Origin of the sequence: Streptomyces monomycini (genome assembly GCF_022271435.1) — a bacterium.
Classification (GTDB): domain Bacteria; phylum Actinomycetota; class Actinomycetes; order Streptomycetales; family Streptomycetaceae; genus Streptomyces; species Streptomyces monomycini.
In genome coordinates, this window is record NZ_JAFIQY010000003.1 from 350,150 (window position 1) to 364,457 (window position 14,308).

General features: G+C 72.4%; 13 protein-coding genes. 3 read left to right on the forward strand and 10 right to left on the reverse strand.

Features of this window, described 5'->3' with window-relative positions:
- Nucleotides 1-113: 113 nt before the first annotated feature.
- Nucleotides 114-1,241, forward strand: coding sequence for an SCO0930 family lipoprotein (locus JXZ78_RS06035; RefSeq protein WP_238782699.1), 1,128 nt, complete (start codon nucleotides 114-116; stop codon nucleotides 1,239-1,241).
- Here JXZ78_RS06035 and JXZ78_RS06040 read toward each other — a convergent pair.
- From JXZ78_RS06040 to JXZ78_RS06060, 5 genes are all read right to left on the reverse strand, one after another.
- Entirely contained in the window at nucleotides 1,219-2,787 is a 1,569-nt protein-coding gene (locus tag JXZ78_RS06040) for a sodium:solute symporter family protein (RefSeq protein WP_030023713.1), read from the reverse strand. The genes JXZ78_RS06035 and JXZ78_RS06040 overlap by 23 nt on opposite strands.
- On the reverse strand, nucleotides 2,784-3,041 hold the full coding sequence (locus JXZ78_RS06045; RefSeq protein WP_030023715.1) for a DUF3311 domain-containing protein: 258 nt from the start codon (nucleotides 3,039-3,041) through the stop codon (nucleotides 2,784-2,786). The genes JXZ78_RS06040 and JXZ78_RS06045 overlap by 4 nt, the downstream gene beginning before the upstream one ends.
- 11 nt (nucleotides 3,042-3,052) lie before the next feature.
- Nucleotides 3,053-3,868, reverse strand: coding sequence for a class E sortase (locus JXZ78_RS06050; protein WP_050502923.1), 816 nt, complete (start codon nucleotides 3,866-3,868; stop codon nucleotides 3,053-3,055).
- 75 nt (nucleotides 3,869-3,943) lie between these two features.
- Nucleotides 3,944-4,627 carry a hypothetical protein gene (locus JXZ78_RS06055; RefSeq protein ID WP_030023719.1) on the reverse strand — a complete coding sequence of 228 codons (684 nt, stop codon included), beginning with the start codon at nucleotides 4,625-4,627 and terminating at the stop codon, nucleotides 3,944-3,946.
- Nucleotides 4,628-4,689: 62 nt separating this feature from the next.
- Nucleotides 4,690-6,084: a DUF445 domain-containing protein gene (locus tag JXZ78_RS06060; protein WP_238782700.1), complete on the reverse strand. Its 1,395-nt coding sequence runs from the start codon at nucleotides 6,082-6,084 to the stop codon at nucleotides 4,690-4,692.
- Between the two features lie 258 nt (nucleotides 6,085-6,342).
- Here JXZ78_RS06060 and JXZ78_RS06065 point away from each other — a divergent pair, with 258 nt between their 5' ends.
- The gene (locus tag JXZ78_RS06065; protein WP_030023724.1) at nucleotides 6,343-7,635 is read left to right on the forward strand and encodes an SGNH/GDSL hydrolase family protein; all 1,293 of its coding nucleotides are present in this window, start codon (nucleotides 6,343-6,345) and stop codon (nucleotides 7,633-7,635) included.
- A gap of 137 nt (nucleotides 7,636-7,772) precedes the next feature.
- Here the strand turns inward: JXZ78_RS06065 and JXZ78_RS06070 are convergent, their stop codons facing one another.
- The 4 genes from JXZ78_RS06070 to JXZ78_RS06085 all read right to left on the reverse strand — a co-directional run bounded on the left by JXZ78_RS06070 (nucleotide 7,773) and on the right by JXZ78_RS06085 (nucleotide 11,212).
- Nucleotides 7,773-8,486, reverse strand: a complete 714-nt coding sequence (locus tag JXZ78_RS06070) for a DUF1707 domain-containing protein (RefSeq protein WP_030023725.1) — start codon at nucleotides 8,484-8,486, stop codon at nucleotides 7,773-7,775.
- A 17-nt stretch (nucleotides 8,487-8,503) separates the two neighbouring features.
- On the reverse strand, nucleotides 8,504-9,574 hold the full coding sequence (locus JXZ78_RS06075; protein ID WP_275127488.1) for an ABC transporter ATP-binding protein: 1,071 nt from the start codon (nucleotides 9,572-9,574) through the stop codon (nucleotides 8,504-8,506).
- Between the two features lie 8 nt (nucleotides 9,575-9,582).
- Nucleotides 9,583-10,347 carry an ABC transporter permease gene (locus JXZ78_RS06080; protein ID WP_106968906.1) on the reverse strand — a complete coding sequence of 255 codons (765 nt, stop codon included), beginning with the start codon at nucleotides 10,345-10,347 and terminating at the stop codon, nucleotides 9,583-9,585.
- 67 nt (nucleotides 10,348-10,414) lie between these two features.
- The gene (locus JXZ78_RS06085; RefSeq protein ID WP_030023728.1) at nucleotides 10,415-11,212 is read right to left on the reverse strand and encodes an ABC transporter permease; all 798 of its coding nucleotides are present in this window, start codon (nucleotides 11,210-11,212) and stop codon (nucleotides 10,415-10,417) included.
- Nucleotides 11,213-11,509: 297 nt separating this feature from the next.
- On the opposite strand from JXZ78_RS06085, the gene JXZ78_RS06090 reads away from it, so the two are divergent.
- A complete protein-coding gene (locus JXZ78_RS06090; RefSeq protein WP_030023729.1) occupies nucleotides 11,510-13,924 on the forward strand; it encodes a transglycosylase domain-containing protein in 2,415 nt (804 codons plus the stop codon).
- Nucleotides 13,925-13,961: 37 nt separating this feature from the next.
- On the opposite strand, the gene JXZ78_RS06095 is transcribed toward JXZ78_RS06090, so the two are convergent.
- On the reverse strand, nucleotides 13,962-14,282 hold the full coding sequence (locus JXZ78_RS06095) for a DMT family transporter (protein WP_030023730.1): 321 nt from the start codon (nucleotides 14,280-14,282) through the stop codon (nucleotides 13,962-13,964).
- Nucleotides 14,283-14,308: the final 26 nt, after the last annotated feature.

Genomic DNA, 14,308 nt, shown 5'->3' on the forward strand with positions numbered 1-14,308 from the left:
CAGACAACACCCCCGGCCCCCACGACAACGCCCCCGGAATCCCACGACAGCACCCCCGCCCCCCGAATCCCCCGAATACCCCGAATCCCCCGAACCCCCCGAAGGAGACAACGATGAGCCCGCACACCGACCCGCAGCCCAAGCCCCACCCGCACCCCAAGCCCCAGCCCCACCCCGCCCCACACACCGGCCACCCCCACCCCGCCTCCCGCCGCTCCGGCCCCCACCCCGCCTCCCGCCGCCCCGACACCCAACGCCGCCACGCCCTCCTGGCGGTGACAGCCGCCGCCGTCCTGGCGCTCACCACCGCCTGCGGCTCCGCCGACCGCACCGACGCCGCCCCCGTGGCCAACGACAAGGTGCGCGCAGGCAGCGGCAGTTCCGCCGACTACGGCTCAGGCGACACCGGCGGCGATTACGGCGCCGACAAGGGACAGGCCGGCGGAGACGGCTACGGCAACGGTTACGGCTCGACGGATGACAGCAACCGCCCCGCGGCGCAGGGCGCGCCCGCCCGGGCCCTCGCGCTGCGCCAGTCCCCCGAACTCGGCCCGGTCGTCACCGACAGCAAGGGCATGGCCCTCTACCGCTTCGACAAGGACACCGCCAAGCCCCCGAACTCCGCCTGCTCCGGAGCCTGTGCGACCACCTGGCCCCCGGTCCCCGCCGACGACGCCACCGCCGCCTCCGGCATGGCCGCGAGCGCCCTCGGCTCGGTCACCCGCCCCGACGGCACCCAACAGCTCACCATCAGCGGCTGGCCCGCCTACCGTTACGCCAAGGACACCGCCCCCGGCGACACCAAGGGCCACGGTGTCGGCGGCACCTGGAACGCGTTCGCCCCCGACGGCAAGAAGGCCACCGCCGGGCCGGCCGCCGACGTCTCCGTCTTCGACCAGCCCCGGCTCGGCAAACTGCTCGTCGACAAGGACGGCCGTACGGTCTACCGCTTCAACAAGGACAGCGCCTGGCCGATGAAGTTCGGCTGCAACGGCGCCTGCCTGGACACCTGGAAACCCGTCGGCCCGGCCGACAAGAGCAAGCTGGAAGGCGTCCCCGAGAAGCTGATCAGCACCGTCACCCGGCCCGACGGCACCAAGCAGCTCGCGGTCGACTGCTGGCCGGTCTACACCTTCAGCGGCGACAAGCAGCCCGGCGACGTCAACGGGCAGGGAAAGACGGGCACGTGGTTCGCCGTCTCCCCGGAGGGCAAGAAGATCACCTCGCCGGCGACGGGCTGACCCCGGCCGCGCCGTTCCCACCAGCCCCGCCCCCGTCCCCACCAGCGCCTTCCGCCCTGGGGCCGTCCTCCTCCCCGTCCAGGTCCGACGCCAGCACCTCGGCGTCCGGCCGGCCGTCCACGGGCCGCGGGCCCAGCCAGGTCACCCCGAGCGCCACCACCAGGTTCACCGCGAGCGCCACGATCCCCGCGTTCACGCCCCACACCGGGTCGTGTCCGGTGAAGACCAGCCCGCAGACCACCACGAGTCCCACGACCAGGCCGCCGACGGCCCCGTACAGCGTCAGCCGTCGCCACACCAGGCCCAGCAGGATCATCGGCACCAGCTGCGCCATCCCCTCGTACGAGATGAGCGAGAGCCGTACGAGGGTGTTCGGCGCGGTGTACGTCAGCAGCAGCGCCAGCGCGCCCGCCACCACGACGACGACCTGCGACCACAGCTTCTGGCGGTGCGCCAGCCGGGGTACCGCGCCCAGCACGCTCCTCCCCCACATCGTGCCGATGACCAGCATGAACACGGCCATCGGCACGATGGAGGAGAGCGCGGCGGCGACACCGGTCACGCCCACCAGCCAGGCCGGCAGCGAGTCCACCACCAGCTTGAACAGCGCGAGATTGGAGTCGGCGCCGGTCAGTCCCGGCACCACGAACAGCGCCGCCATGCCGAGCAGCATCGGCACGAACAGCAGCACGTTGTAGAACGGCAGCAGCACCGCGTTGCGCCGCAGCGCGTCGGCGTTGCGCGCGCCCAGGTAGCCCGCGACGGTCGTCGGGAAGATGACGACGGTCAGGGAGTTCAGGAGGGAGGTGGTGATGAACCAGCCCTGGCCCAGGCCGCCCGACTCGTGGCCGGGGAAGGTCAGCCACTGCGGCTTCTCGGCGACGATCCGGTCCAGGAAGGGCCCGTACCCGTCGAAGTAGTGCAGCGGTACGTAGACGGCCAGGAAAGCGAGGGTCGCGATGACCAGGATGTCTTTGAGGACCGACACCCACGCGCTGCCGCGCAGTCCGCTGACCACGACGAAGAGGGTGGTCACCGCGAAGCCGATGAAGTAGGCCCAGTTCAGGCTGATCGCCCCGTAGGAGATGGTCGTCACGACCACACCCATGCCGGTGATCTGGAGCTGGATGTAGGGCAGCAGGCAGACGGTCGCGAGGACCGCCACCGCCGTGCCGAGCCAGCGCCGCCCGTAGCGGTGCGCCACCAGGTCGGTGATGCCGACCAGGCCGTGCCGTCGCGCGTACGACCAGAGCATCGGGCCGACGACGAAGCCGAGCGCGTAGCCGCAGGACATGTACGCGAGGACGTAGAGGACCGGGGCGCCGAAGTTGTAGCCCCAGCCCGCCGCGCCCAGGTAGCTGAAGCTGGTGTAGCTCTCGCCCGCCATCAGCACCCAGATGAAGACCGTGCCGAGGCTGCGGCCGCCCACCGACCACTCGGTGAGCCCGCCCTTGCGGCGCCCGCCGCCGCGGACCGCCAGCAGGCCCAGGGCCAGCGTCAGCACCATGAACGCCGCGAAGATGGAGGTGGCGATGGTCGCGTTCATGCCGCGCTCCCTTCTCCCGCGCGCTTCCCGGCCGGCGCGCCCGCGCGCCCGGCGGCCCGCCGCGCGGCCCGTTTCCGGTCGCCGCGCCAGGCCAGCCACACCGACGCGGGCGTCAGCAGGGTCGCGAGCAGCATCCAGAAGACGAGGAAGGGCAGTCCGAGCACGGTCGGCGTCACACGGTTCACCAGCGGCAGCACACCGAGGTAGAGCACGTGAGGGACCAGGAGCCACAGCAGCGTGGGACGTTTCAGCACAGCGGAAGAGCCTATCGGGGCACCGCGCCCGTCAGACGGCCCCACACCACCAGCCGGTACGCCGAGGAGTACTCGGGCGTGCAGGTCGTCAGCGTCAGGTAGGAGCCGGGCTCGGTGTAGCGCAGGGCCGGGTGGGCGGTGCTGTACGGGACGGGGGCGGTGACGGTGCCGTCGGAGGGCGTGGTGCGCGGCACGGTCCGGTCGACCGCGTAGGTGTAGCGGGCGGCCGCGGTGAGCACCTCCACCGTGTCGCCGGGTCGCAGCCGGTTCAGGAAGCGGAACGGTTCGCCGTGCGTGTTGCGGTGCCCGGCGAGCGCGAAGTTGCCCGGCTCGCCGGGCTGCGCGGTGTGCGCGTAGTGGCCCGCGTAGCCCTTGTTCAGGACGGCGGACCTGCCGGTCCCCTCGGCGACGGGAACGGTCAGGCCGAGACGCGGGATGCGCAGGACCGCGTACGCGGCGTCCCGGCGGGGGCGCGGCGGCGCGGTCTGCTCCAGGGTGCTGCGGACCTCTTGCCGCATACGGTCCCCGGGCCGCTCAGGAGCCGTGGAAGCGGCCGGGCCGGACGACGGTCCGGAGGACGGCGTTCCGGTTGCCGGTGTTCCGGCGGTCGGCGGGTGCTGCGCGTCCCACTGCCGTTCCAGCCGCGCCACCTGGTCACGCGCGCTCGCCTGCGCCTGCCGATTCGTCCAGTACAGCTGATGTACGACCAGCAGCAGAACGAGCACTCCGAACGTCACCGCCAGCTCCGCGCCCGCCCACAACACCCGCAGAGCGCGCGGCCGTCGCCGCCGCTGCCCCTGCACCACCACCGGTATCCGCTCGCGCACGCGCTGCACGGTAGGGCCTGCGGCGGGAGACTTCCATAGGCGGTGCGGGCTGAGACGGGGCCAGGAGCGCCTACGTCAGAAAGCGTTGACGTGGTCGGCCCCGTTGTCGATCCGCGCGGTCGGAGCCACCCGGACGGCCTCGACCAGGTCGCTGCCGACCAGGCGTTCAGCGAGCTCCTCCGAGCACGCCACATACGTGGAGCTCAGGTCCCAGTCGCAGGCGACCACCCAGCCGCGGTCCTCGGGCCACCAGTGTTCCGGCCCGGCGTACTCCTCCCCCGTACGGGCCCGCACGGCTTCCAGGCCGGAGAGCGACGACTTCCACACGAGGGTTTCCTCATCACGGAGCTCTCTGGCCAGCTCATAGCTGTAGAAGATCCGCTGGCTGGCTTCCGCCGCCGTGGCGTCCGACAGGATCTCCACGAGCCCCTGGCGCGTGGCCGGGTCGGGCTCCCCGTCGAAAACCTCCCACTGCTCCCCGACAGGCGGGCTGAGCATCTCCCGCCGCACGGCTCCGCCCATCAGCTCGCCGTGGAAGTACGCGCCGGAAGCCGCCGCCATCTCCCGCCACGTCCTGCGCAGTCCGGGTACTTCCTCCAGCGTCCAGGAGTGGAAGACGCGTACGTACGCCGGATAGCCCTCGGGGACGAGTTCGGTGACGACGTGCCGCCATACGTCGGTGTCGGGGGTCAGCCGCTCGCGCAGCCACCGCAGTGCCTGCTCGGGGTCGGGTACCGCCAGGATGCCGTCGTCCGTCACCGCCCCATTTTCCCCGTACGGCCTGGTTGCTCCCGTACGGGGGTTTCCCCGGAGTTACCGCCCTACCCCCCGAGCACCCGCGACACCGCATAGATGCACAGACCGGCCAGGGCGCCGACGACCGTGCCGTTGATGCGGATGAACTGGAGGTCGCGTCCGATGTGTGCCTCGATCTTCTTCGAGGTGTGGTCGGCGTCCCAGCTCGCGACGGTGTCGGTGATCAGGGACGTGATCTCGGCGCGGTACGTCGTCACGACGTAGACCGCGGCGCCCTCCAGCCAGCCGTCGACCTTGTTCTGGAGCCGTCCGTCACGGGCCAGCCGCTGACCCAGTGACAGCAGGGCCGACCGGGTGCGCTGCCGCAGCTCGCTGTGCTCGTCCTCGGCGGCCGCCACGATCATGGTGCGTACGGAGCCCCACGCGGAGGCGATCAGGTCCTGCACCTCGCCGCGGCCCAGCACCTCCGACTTCAGGCGCTCCACCCGCTCCCGGGTGTCGGTGTCGGACTGCAGGTCGCCCGCGAAGTCCTTGAGGAAACGGTCCACCGCGCCGCGCGCCGGGTGCTCGGGCATGTCCCGCATCTCGGTGACGAACCGCAGCAGCTCCTTGTAGACCCGCTCGCCGACCTTGCGGTCCACGAAGCGCGGCGTCCAGCCGGGGGCGCCGCCGGAGACCGCCGTCATCACCGAGTCGCCGTGCGAGGTCAGCCAGTCGTGGGCCCGTACGCAGACCAGGTCCACGACCCGGCGGTGCCCGCCGTCCGCGACGACCTTCTCCAGCATCTTGCCGAGCCCGGGCGCGATCTCCTGCGCGTCCGCGCGGCGGGTGATCGCCTCGCCGACCACCGCCTGCACGTCGGAGTCGCGCAGCACGGTCAGCGCGCCGCGCAGCGCGGTGGACAGCTCCGCCGTCACCCGGTCGGCGTTCTTCGGTTCGGCGAGCCAGGCGCCCAGCCGCCGGCCGATGCCGACCTTGCGCAGCCGCTGCCGTACGACGTCGCCGGACAGGAAGTTCTCGCCGACGAACTCGCCGAGGCTCACCCCGAGCTGGTCCTTCTTCGTCGGGATGATCGCGGTGTGCGGGATGGGCAGCCCCAGCGGCCGCTTGAACAGGGCGGTGACCGCGAACCAGTCGGCCAGCGCGCCGACCATGCCCGCCTCGGCCGCCGCCGCCACGTAGCCCGCCCAGCCGCCCGCGCCGGCGGCCTTCGCCCAGGTGGCGAGGGCGTACACCAGGGCCACCCCGAGCAGCAGGCCGGTCGCCAGGGTCTTCATGCGCCGTACGCCGCGCCGCTTCTCCGCGTCCGCGGGGCTGTCCGCGAGGCTCTGCGGGGAGCCGCCGGGCGGTACCGGGCCGCGGGCCCGGCCCGTGCCCGCGCGCCCGCCGTCCGGCGGTGTCCCGTCCGCTCCCGCGGGCACATCCGCCCCGGGGACCACGTCCGTCTTCGTCCGTTCCATCCGCTCCACCCGCTCGAACCCGTCAGCACCGTACGTACAGGCATATGCCCTGCTTCATGCCGGCCGTGCGTTCAACTGTGTCCTACTCCGGACGCGAACCACGAGTTCCCCTGCGCGCCGCCGGGGCGCCACCCGGGCCGTCCGGACCGCGTGGCAGCATGAACGGGCCGACCGGACCACGCCGCCACCGCTGACCACACGCTGCCCTGTGCCCGCCCGGAGCACGCCGCTCCGCCTGCCATAGGAGACTGTGCCCGCATGCCGACTCCCGTGGGCCGCCCGTTGCCGCTGCTCGCCGGCCTGGCGGCGCTGCTGGCGCTCGCCATCGCCGCGGTGCTCCTCAGCTCCGGCGGCGACGGCACCCAGGACCCCGCGGGAGACGACCGCCCGCCCTCGGCAGAGCGCTGGACCGGTACGTGGTCGGCCGCCGCCGCGGCCGCCGAACCCGGCAAGTCCGACGGCTACGCGGACACCTCCCTCCGCAACGTGGTGCACACCAGCATCGGCGGCACCAGCGCCCGCATCCAGCTCTCCAACCTCTACGGCACCCGCCCGCTGCCCGTCGGTCACGCCACCCTCGCCCGCGCCTTCGCCCCCGGCAGCCCGGCGGTCATGCCCGGCACCCTGCGCAGGCTGACCTTTGCCGGACGGCCCGCCGTCACCGTCCCGGCAGGTGGATCGGTCACCAGCGACCCGGTCCGGCTGACCGTCCCGGCCGCCGCCGACCTCCTGGTCAGCACCTACTCCCCGGCCCCCTCCGGGCCCGTCACCTACCACCCGCACGCCCGCCAGACGTCCTACCTGGCGCGCGGCGACCGCGCCGCGGACACCGCCGGCGGCGCCTACACCCGAAAGGTCACCGCCTGGCGCTACCTGACCGGTGTGGACGTCCGCGGCCCGCGCACCGACGGCGCCGTCGTGGCCGTCGGCGACTCGATCACCGACGGCAACACCTCCACCCCGGACGCCAACCACCGCTGGCCGGACTTCCTCGCCGCCCGGCTGCGCACCGAGCCCGGCGCGCCCCGCTACGGCGTCCTCAACCAGGGCATCAGCGGCAACCGGCTGCTGACGGACAGCAACCGCTGGTCGGTCAGCGGCGGGCCGAGCGTGCTGTCCCGGCTGGAGCGCGACGTGCTGTCGCGCGCGGGGGTGCGGGCCGTCGTCGTCGAGATCGGCCTCAACGACCTGTTCAAGTCACCGCGCCGGCTCGACGCGGAGAAGCTGGCGGACGGGATGCGGGAGATCGTGCGCCGGGCAGCGGCACGGGACATCCAGGTCATCGGCAGCACGCTCACCCCGTTCGGCGGCCATCGCGGCTACCGGCCGGAGCTCGACGCCGTACGGCAAGACCTCAACGCGAAGATCCGCGCCGGGGCGGTCTACGGGCAGTACGCGGACTTCGACGAGGCGCTGCGCGACCCGCACCGCCCCCTGCGGCTGCGGCCCGCCTACGACTCGGGCGACCATCTGCACCCGAGCGACGCGGGCTACCGGGCGATGGCCGGCGCGGTCGACCTGCGGCAGCTCAAGGGAGCGCCGGTACGGTGAGGCGGCTCAGCGGAGGCACGGTGAGGCGACCCGGGGCCGGCGGCACGGTGAGGCGACTCAAAGGCGCCTCGGCACGATGAGGCGGCCCGGGGGCGCGGAGGCCGGTGCGGCAGGCGCGCCGGCGCCCGTGCACGCCGTCAGTCCAGCTCCTTGCGCCGGCGCTCCGACACCTCGTATCCGCGCGCGTCTTCCGGAAGCGCCGACTCCGCGCGCCGCTCGCGCTCCAGCCTGATCCGCTGCTTCTCCAGCTTGGAGAGCCTGCGCCGGACACCGACGCCGCCCATCATCGCGAACCCGGTGATCTTCACCCGCGGCGCGCCCGGCTCCCCCGGCTCGCCGTCACCGTTGTCAAAGCCGCCCATGAAGCCCCAGCCGGTCACCTGCACCTCGACGCCCGGCGGCACCACGACGTCGATGCCGCCCATCAGCGCGAAGCAGCGCACCGTGATCTCCTCGGCCTCGAAGTGCGCGTCCCGCAGGTCGATCTCGCCGCCCGCCTGGAACACCCCGGCGGTGAACATCCGCGGCGCCGTCCAGCGCCCCTTGCGTGAGAAGCCGCTCCAGAAGGCGAAGGCCCCGCGGGAGGACGGCTCACCGCCGATCCGCTCCCGCCAGGTGACCGCCCCGGGCCCGGCGGCCCGGGTGTCCGGCAGGCCGCTGCCGGACGGCTGCGGCAGGTCGGCGACCAGCGGCCGCAGCGCGCCGACCGTCCGCGCCTGGTAGGCCGCGGTCAGCCGCTCCTCGAACTCCTCCATCTGCAGCCGCCCCTCGGCGAGGGCTTCGCGCAGGATCCCGGCGATCCGGTCACGGTCGGCGTCCGAGGCGCGCAGATCGGGGAGTTCTTCAGTCATACGGACAGATTAATGCCTCATGGCGCCGTGTTGTCCGCGTACATCCGCGAGATGACGTCCTCGATGTCCGGCTCCCGCACCGACAGATCCACCAGCGGATACCGTTCCGCGACCGCCGAGACGACCGGCGCCGCGCTCTGCGCCGCCGGGAACGCCAGCCACTGCCGCGGGCCTTCGACCTTGACCGTACGGGCGCCGGGCACACCCTCGATGGGCGGAAGCTCCCGTTCCAGATCCACCACCAGCGTCCGTTCGCTGCGCCCCACGGCGTGCAGCCCGTCCAGCCCGCCGTCGTACACCAGCCGCCCGTGGTCGATGACCATCACCCGGCGGCACAACTGCTCGATGTCGGTGAGGTCGTGCGTGGTCAGCAGGACGGTGGTGCCCCGCTCCGCGTTCACCTCGCGCAGGAAGCCGCGGACCTTCGCCTTGCTGATGACGTCCAGGCCGATGGTCGGCTCATCGAGGTAGAGCACCTCCGGGTCGTGCAGCAGCGCCGCCGCGATGTCACCGCGCATCCGCTGGCCGAGCGAGAGCTGCCTCACCGGGACCGGCAACAGCTTCTCCAGGTCGAGCAGTTCGACGCAGCGCTCCAGGTTCCGCCGGTAGGCGGCCTCCGGAATCCGGTACATCCGCCGCACCAGCTCGTAGGAGTCCCGCAGCGGCAAATCCCACCACAGCGTCGTGCGCTGCCCGAAGACCACCCCGACGCGGCGCGCGAGCCGGGTCCGCTCCCGCGCCGGGTCGATACCCGCCACCCGCAGCCGCCCGCCGCTGGGCACCAGGATCCCGGTGAGCATCTTGACGGTGGTGGACTTGCCCGCGCCGTTCGGGCCGATGTAGCCGACCATCGCGCCACGCGGCACCCGGAAGCTGATGCCGTCGACGGCCCGCACCTCCTCCCGCACCCGCCGCAGCCGGCCCGCCTTGCGCCGCACGTGGAAGACCTTCTCGACACCGTCCAGTTCGATGAAACCGGGCTCGCCGCCCGACGGGCCACGCCCCACGGCCCCGGACTCCTCCGGATCGTGCGACACAGCACCGGCCTCCTCCGGGCCGCGCACCGTATCCCCCGTACCGCTTCGCATACCGTCCCTCAGCTCCCCGTGCTCCGATAGTTGCGCAGGCCCGCCCGCCAGGCCAGCCAGGCCAGTCCGCACATCGCCGCCGCGACCGCCGGCCCCAGGAAGTCCACCCAGCCCGGCAGCCCCAGCGGGTCGTCGCGGCCCAGCAGGCGCAGCGCGGGCAGCCAGTTGACGAAGGCGAGCGGGACGACGAAGGTGACGCCCCGCACCAGGTCCTTGGCGAAGACGGTGGGCGGGTACTGGAGCATCGTCGTACCGCCGTACGTGAACGAGTTCTGCACCTCGGCGGCATCCTGCGCGACGAACTGGAACGCGGCCCCGATGGTGAAGACCGCCCCGAAGATCACCGCGCCGCACAGCAGCATGAGCGGCACCAGCAGCACCTTGCCCGGCGTCCAGTCCACCTCCAGCCGGGACAGCGACCAGCCCAGCACCACTGCCGCCTGGAGGATCCGGCCGAGCCGGCGCAGCGCGAAACGGTCCGCCGCGACCTGCGCGAACACCGGTACGGGCCGCACCAGCAGAACGTCCATCGTGCCGTCCCTGACCCGCGTGCCGAGCCGGTCCATGCTGCCCAGCACCAGGTCCGCCAGGCCCAGCGCCACGCCGGACGTGCCGTACAGGAACGCCACCTCGGGCAGCGAGAACCCGCCGAGGGCGGTGATGTGCGTGAACATCAGCATTATCGCGAGGAAGTCCAGCCCGGTGGCGGCGAAGTTGCCGAGCGCCGTCAGCAGGAAGGACGTCCGGTAGGCGAGCGTGGAGCGGGTCCACATCGCCACGATCAGGCCGTACGCCCGCAGGCCTTCGACCAGCCGCGAGCGGAGGGCCCACACACCTTCCTCAGCCACCCTGCACCACCACCTTCCGCGTCGCCACGGACTGCACCAGCCGCCCCGACGCCAGCAGCACCACCGCCCACCCGGCCTGGAAGGCCAGCGCCCGCGCCGCCCCCACGCCCTCGTGCACCCCGAGCAGCACGTCGGCCGGCACCTGGAGCATCGAGGACCACGGCAGCAGCCGGACCACCTCGCCGAACCCGCCGGGGAAGACGTTCAGCGGCAGCACCATCCCGGAGAAGAACAGGCACATCAGCCCGGCGACCATCGACACGCCCGCGCCGTCCAGCAGCCAGAAGGACGTCAGCGCCACCAGATAACGCAGCGCGAAGCCGACCACCACACCGAGCGCCACCGACACCAGGAACAGCAGCCAGGTCACCGGCGAGGCGGGCAGCGCCGACGGAAAGACCAGCGTGCCCACCGCCATCGGCACCAGGCCCCGGCCCAGCAGCTGGAAGGCGGCCCGCCCGAGGTCGGCGGCCAGCCACCACAGCTGGAGGTCCGCGGGCCGGTACAGGTCGACGGCGATGTCCCCGCTGCGGATGCGCTCCTGCAACTCGTCCATGCCGCCGCCGATGAGCAGCCCGGTGGCCGCCAGCAGCGCCTGCCCGGTCCATACGAAGGTCAGCGCCTGCGGCAGGTCGTAGCCGCCCAGATGGGGGCGCTCGGTCCACAGGGCGATGTAGGTGTAGGCGAGGATGAAGCCGAAGACGGTGTTGGTGAAGACGCCGGAAGCGGTGGCGATACGGTAGGTGGCGTAGCGCCGGAAGCTGCCCGCCGCGACGGCCGCGTACAACACGTCTGGCGTCCCCCGTTCCTGACGGCGCGCCACCTTGTGGCGCGAAGGACCGGAGCCTAGTCCGGCGCGCGGGGGCCCGGCCACGCATTTATTCACCCGTTCCGGTGAGTCTTTCGACCCGTTCGGCCGGTCACGGAGCGGTCACAGGTGCGCGCCGTCCCTCGTGGGTGAAGGCCTTGATGCGAGAGTTTCGTATCGGGCGACAGTTCCTTTTCCGGCTTAGAACGCGAATCGCCCGACACGCCACCGATCCGCCGCGGTACAACCCTCGGCGGCGGCCGAGGAGTCCATACAGACATGAGCGACGATCCGCAGCAGGACGGCAAGGCCGGCCCCCGCGTACCGAAGTGGGCCGCACGCTCCGAGTTGCCCGCGGCCGCCGACGCGGACGGCCCCCAGGAGGGCCCGGCAGCCGGCGGGGGGGCCAAGGCCGGCAAGGGCCGCCGCGAGCGCACCGGCTGGCGGCGCGCCCTGCCCACCTGGCGGATGGTGCTGGGCGGCTTCCTGCTCGTCCTGCTGCTGGTCGCGGGCGGCCTCGTCGCCGGGTACATGCTCGTGCCCATTCCCGCCGCCAACTCGTCCGCCCAGGCGCAGAGCAACGTCTACCTGTACGCCGACGGCAGCCAGATCGCCCGCGACGGCAAGGTCAACCGCGAGAACGTCCCCCTGAGCCAGGTCCCGAAGACCACCCAGGAAGCCGTCCTGGCCGCCGAGGACCGCGACTTCTACTCCGAGTCCGCCGTCGATCCCGTCGCCATGCTGCGCGCCGCGTGGAACACCGTCACCGGCAAGGGCAAGCAGTCCGGCTCCACCATCACCCAGCAGTACGTGAAGAACTACTACCTCGGCCAGGAACAGACCATCACCCGCAAGGCCAAGGAGTTCTTCATCGCGATCAAGCTGGACCGCGAGCGCAGCAAGTCCGAGATCCTGGAGGGCTACCTCAACACCAGCTACTACGGCCGCAACGCGTACGGCATCCAGGCCGCCGCCCAGGCGTACTACAGCAAGAACTCCGACCAGCTCACCACCGCCGAGGGCGCCTACCTCGCCACCCTGCTCAACGCGCCCAGCGCGTACGACGTCGCCACCCACCCGCAGAACCGGCAGCGCGCCCTGGACCGCTGGAACTACGTCCTGGACGGCATGGTCAAGAAGAAGTGGATCAGCGCGTCCGAACGGGCCGGGCTGACCTTCCCCACGCCCGGCAAGGCCAAGCCGCCCACCGGCCTGTCCGGACAGCGCGGCTACCTCGTCGAAGCGGTCAAGGACTATCTGACCAACAACAAGATCATCGATGATCAGACGCTGGCCGCCGGCGGCTACCGCATCACCACCACCCTCGACAAGAAGCGCCAGGACGCCCTGGTCGAAGCCGTCGACGAGAAGCTGATGCGGCAGCTCGGCACGTCCACGGCCGACCGTTACGTACGGGCCGGCGGCGCCTCCATCGACCCCGCCACCGGCAACGTCGTCGCCATGTACGGCGGCATCGACTACGCCAAGCAGTACGTCAACAGCGCCACCCGCCGCGACTACCAGGTCGGCTCCATCTTCAAGCCGATCGTCTTCACCTCCGCCGTCGCCAACGGCGCCGTCACCCAGGACGGCAACAAGATCACCCCGAACACCGTCTACGACGGCACCAACAAGCGCGAGGCGGTCAGCAACGGCCGCCGCGTCGGCTTCGCCCCCGAGAACGAGGACGGCCGCTCCTACGGGCCGATCACCGTCTCCACCGCCACCGACAAGTCCGTCAACGCCGTGTACGCCCAGATGGGTGTGGACGTCGGCCCGGAGAAGGTCAAGGACACCGCCGTCGACCTCGGCATCCCCAAGGACACGCCGAGCCTCGGCTCCTCCCAGGGCGCCATCTCGCTCGGCACCGCCACCCCCAGCGTGCTGGACATGACGCAGGTCTACGCCACCCTCGCCAACCACGGCAAGCAGCGCGCGTACAGCCTCGTCGGCAAGGCCACCAAGGGCGGCGAGACCGTCGAACTGCCGGACCGCGGCGAGAAGACCGCGGTGCCCCGCAACGCCGCCGACACCACCACCTCGATCCTGCGCAGCGTCATCGAGAGCCCCGGCGGCACCGGCTCGGCGGCCCGTGCCGTCGGACGGCCCGCGGCCGGCAAGACCGGCACGGCCGAGCAGGACAAGGCCGCCTGGTTCGCGGGCTACACCCCCGACCTGGCCACCGTCGTCGGCGTCCTGGGCCAGGACCCGGACACCGGCGCGCAGAAGCCGCTGTACGGGGCGGCGGGGCAGGCCCGGATCAACGGCGGCGGCTTCCCCGCCGAGATCTGGGCCGCGTACACCGAAGCCGCCCTGGAGGGGAAGCCCGCCAAGGACTTCGACCTGGACCTGGAGGCCGGCGCGAGCCGGCCGCCCAGCAGCCAGGCACCGAGCACACCCGGCGAGCAGCCGAGCACCAGCGAGGCGCCGCCGAGCGACACCCCGCCGCCCAGCGGCCCGACCGGCACCCCGCCGACCAGCGGCCCCGGGCCCACCACGGCCCCCGGACCCAGCTTCCCGACGTTCCCGACCGAGGTGCCGACCACCGCCCCCACCGACGACTGGCCCACCGTGGAGCCACCCGCCGGGGGCATCGAGGGCGGCATCAACGGCGGCCGGGGCGGCAGCGGCGGGGGCATGGGAGGCGGCTACGACGGCGGATACGGCGGGTGGGAGAACTTCCCGGGGGCGTGAGGAACGTCTCCAGGGGCGCCGGGCCCGGCACCCGGCGTCAGTGGCCGGACGTCATCTTCAGGCCGACGACCGCCACCAGCAGCAAGCAGATGAAGAAGATCCGCGCGGCGGTGGCGGGCTCACCGAGCACCAGCATGCCGACGACCGCGGCACCGGCCGCGCCGATACCGACCCAGACGCCGTACGCGGTGCCGATCGGCAGGGTCCGGGCGGCGTACGAGAGCAGCACCATGCTGGCGACGATGCCCGCGCCGGTGAAGACACTGGGCCACAGCCGGGTGAACCCGTCCGTGAACTTCATACCGATCGACCAGCCGACTTCGAGCAGACCGGCGACGGCGAGCAGGATCCATGCCATGACGGCACCTCCGTGGAAAGCGAGCT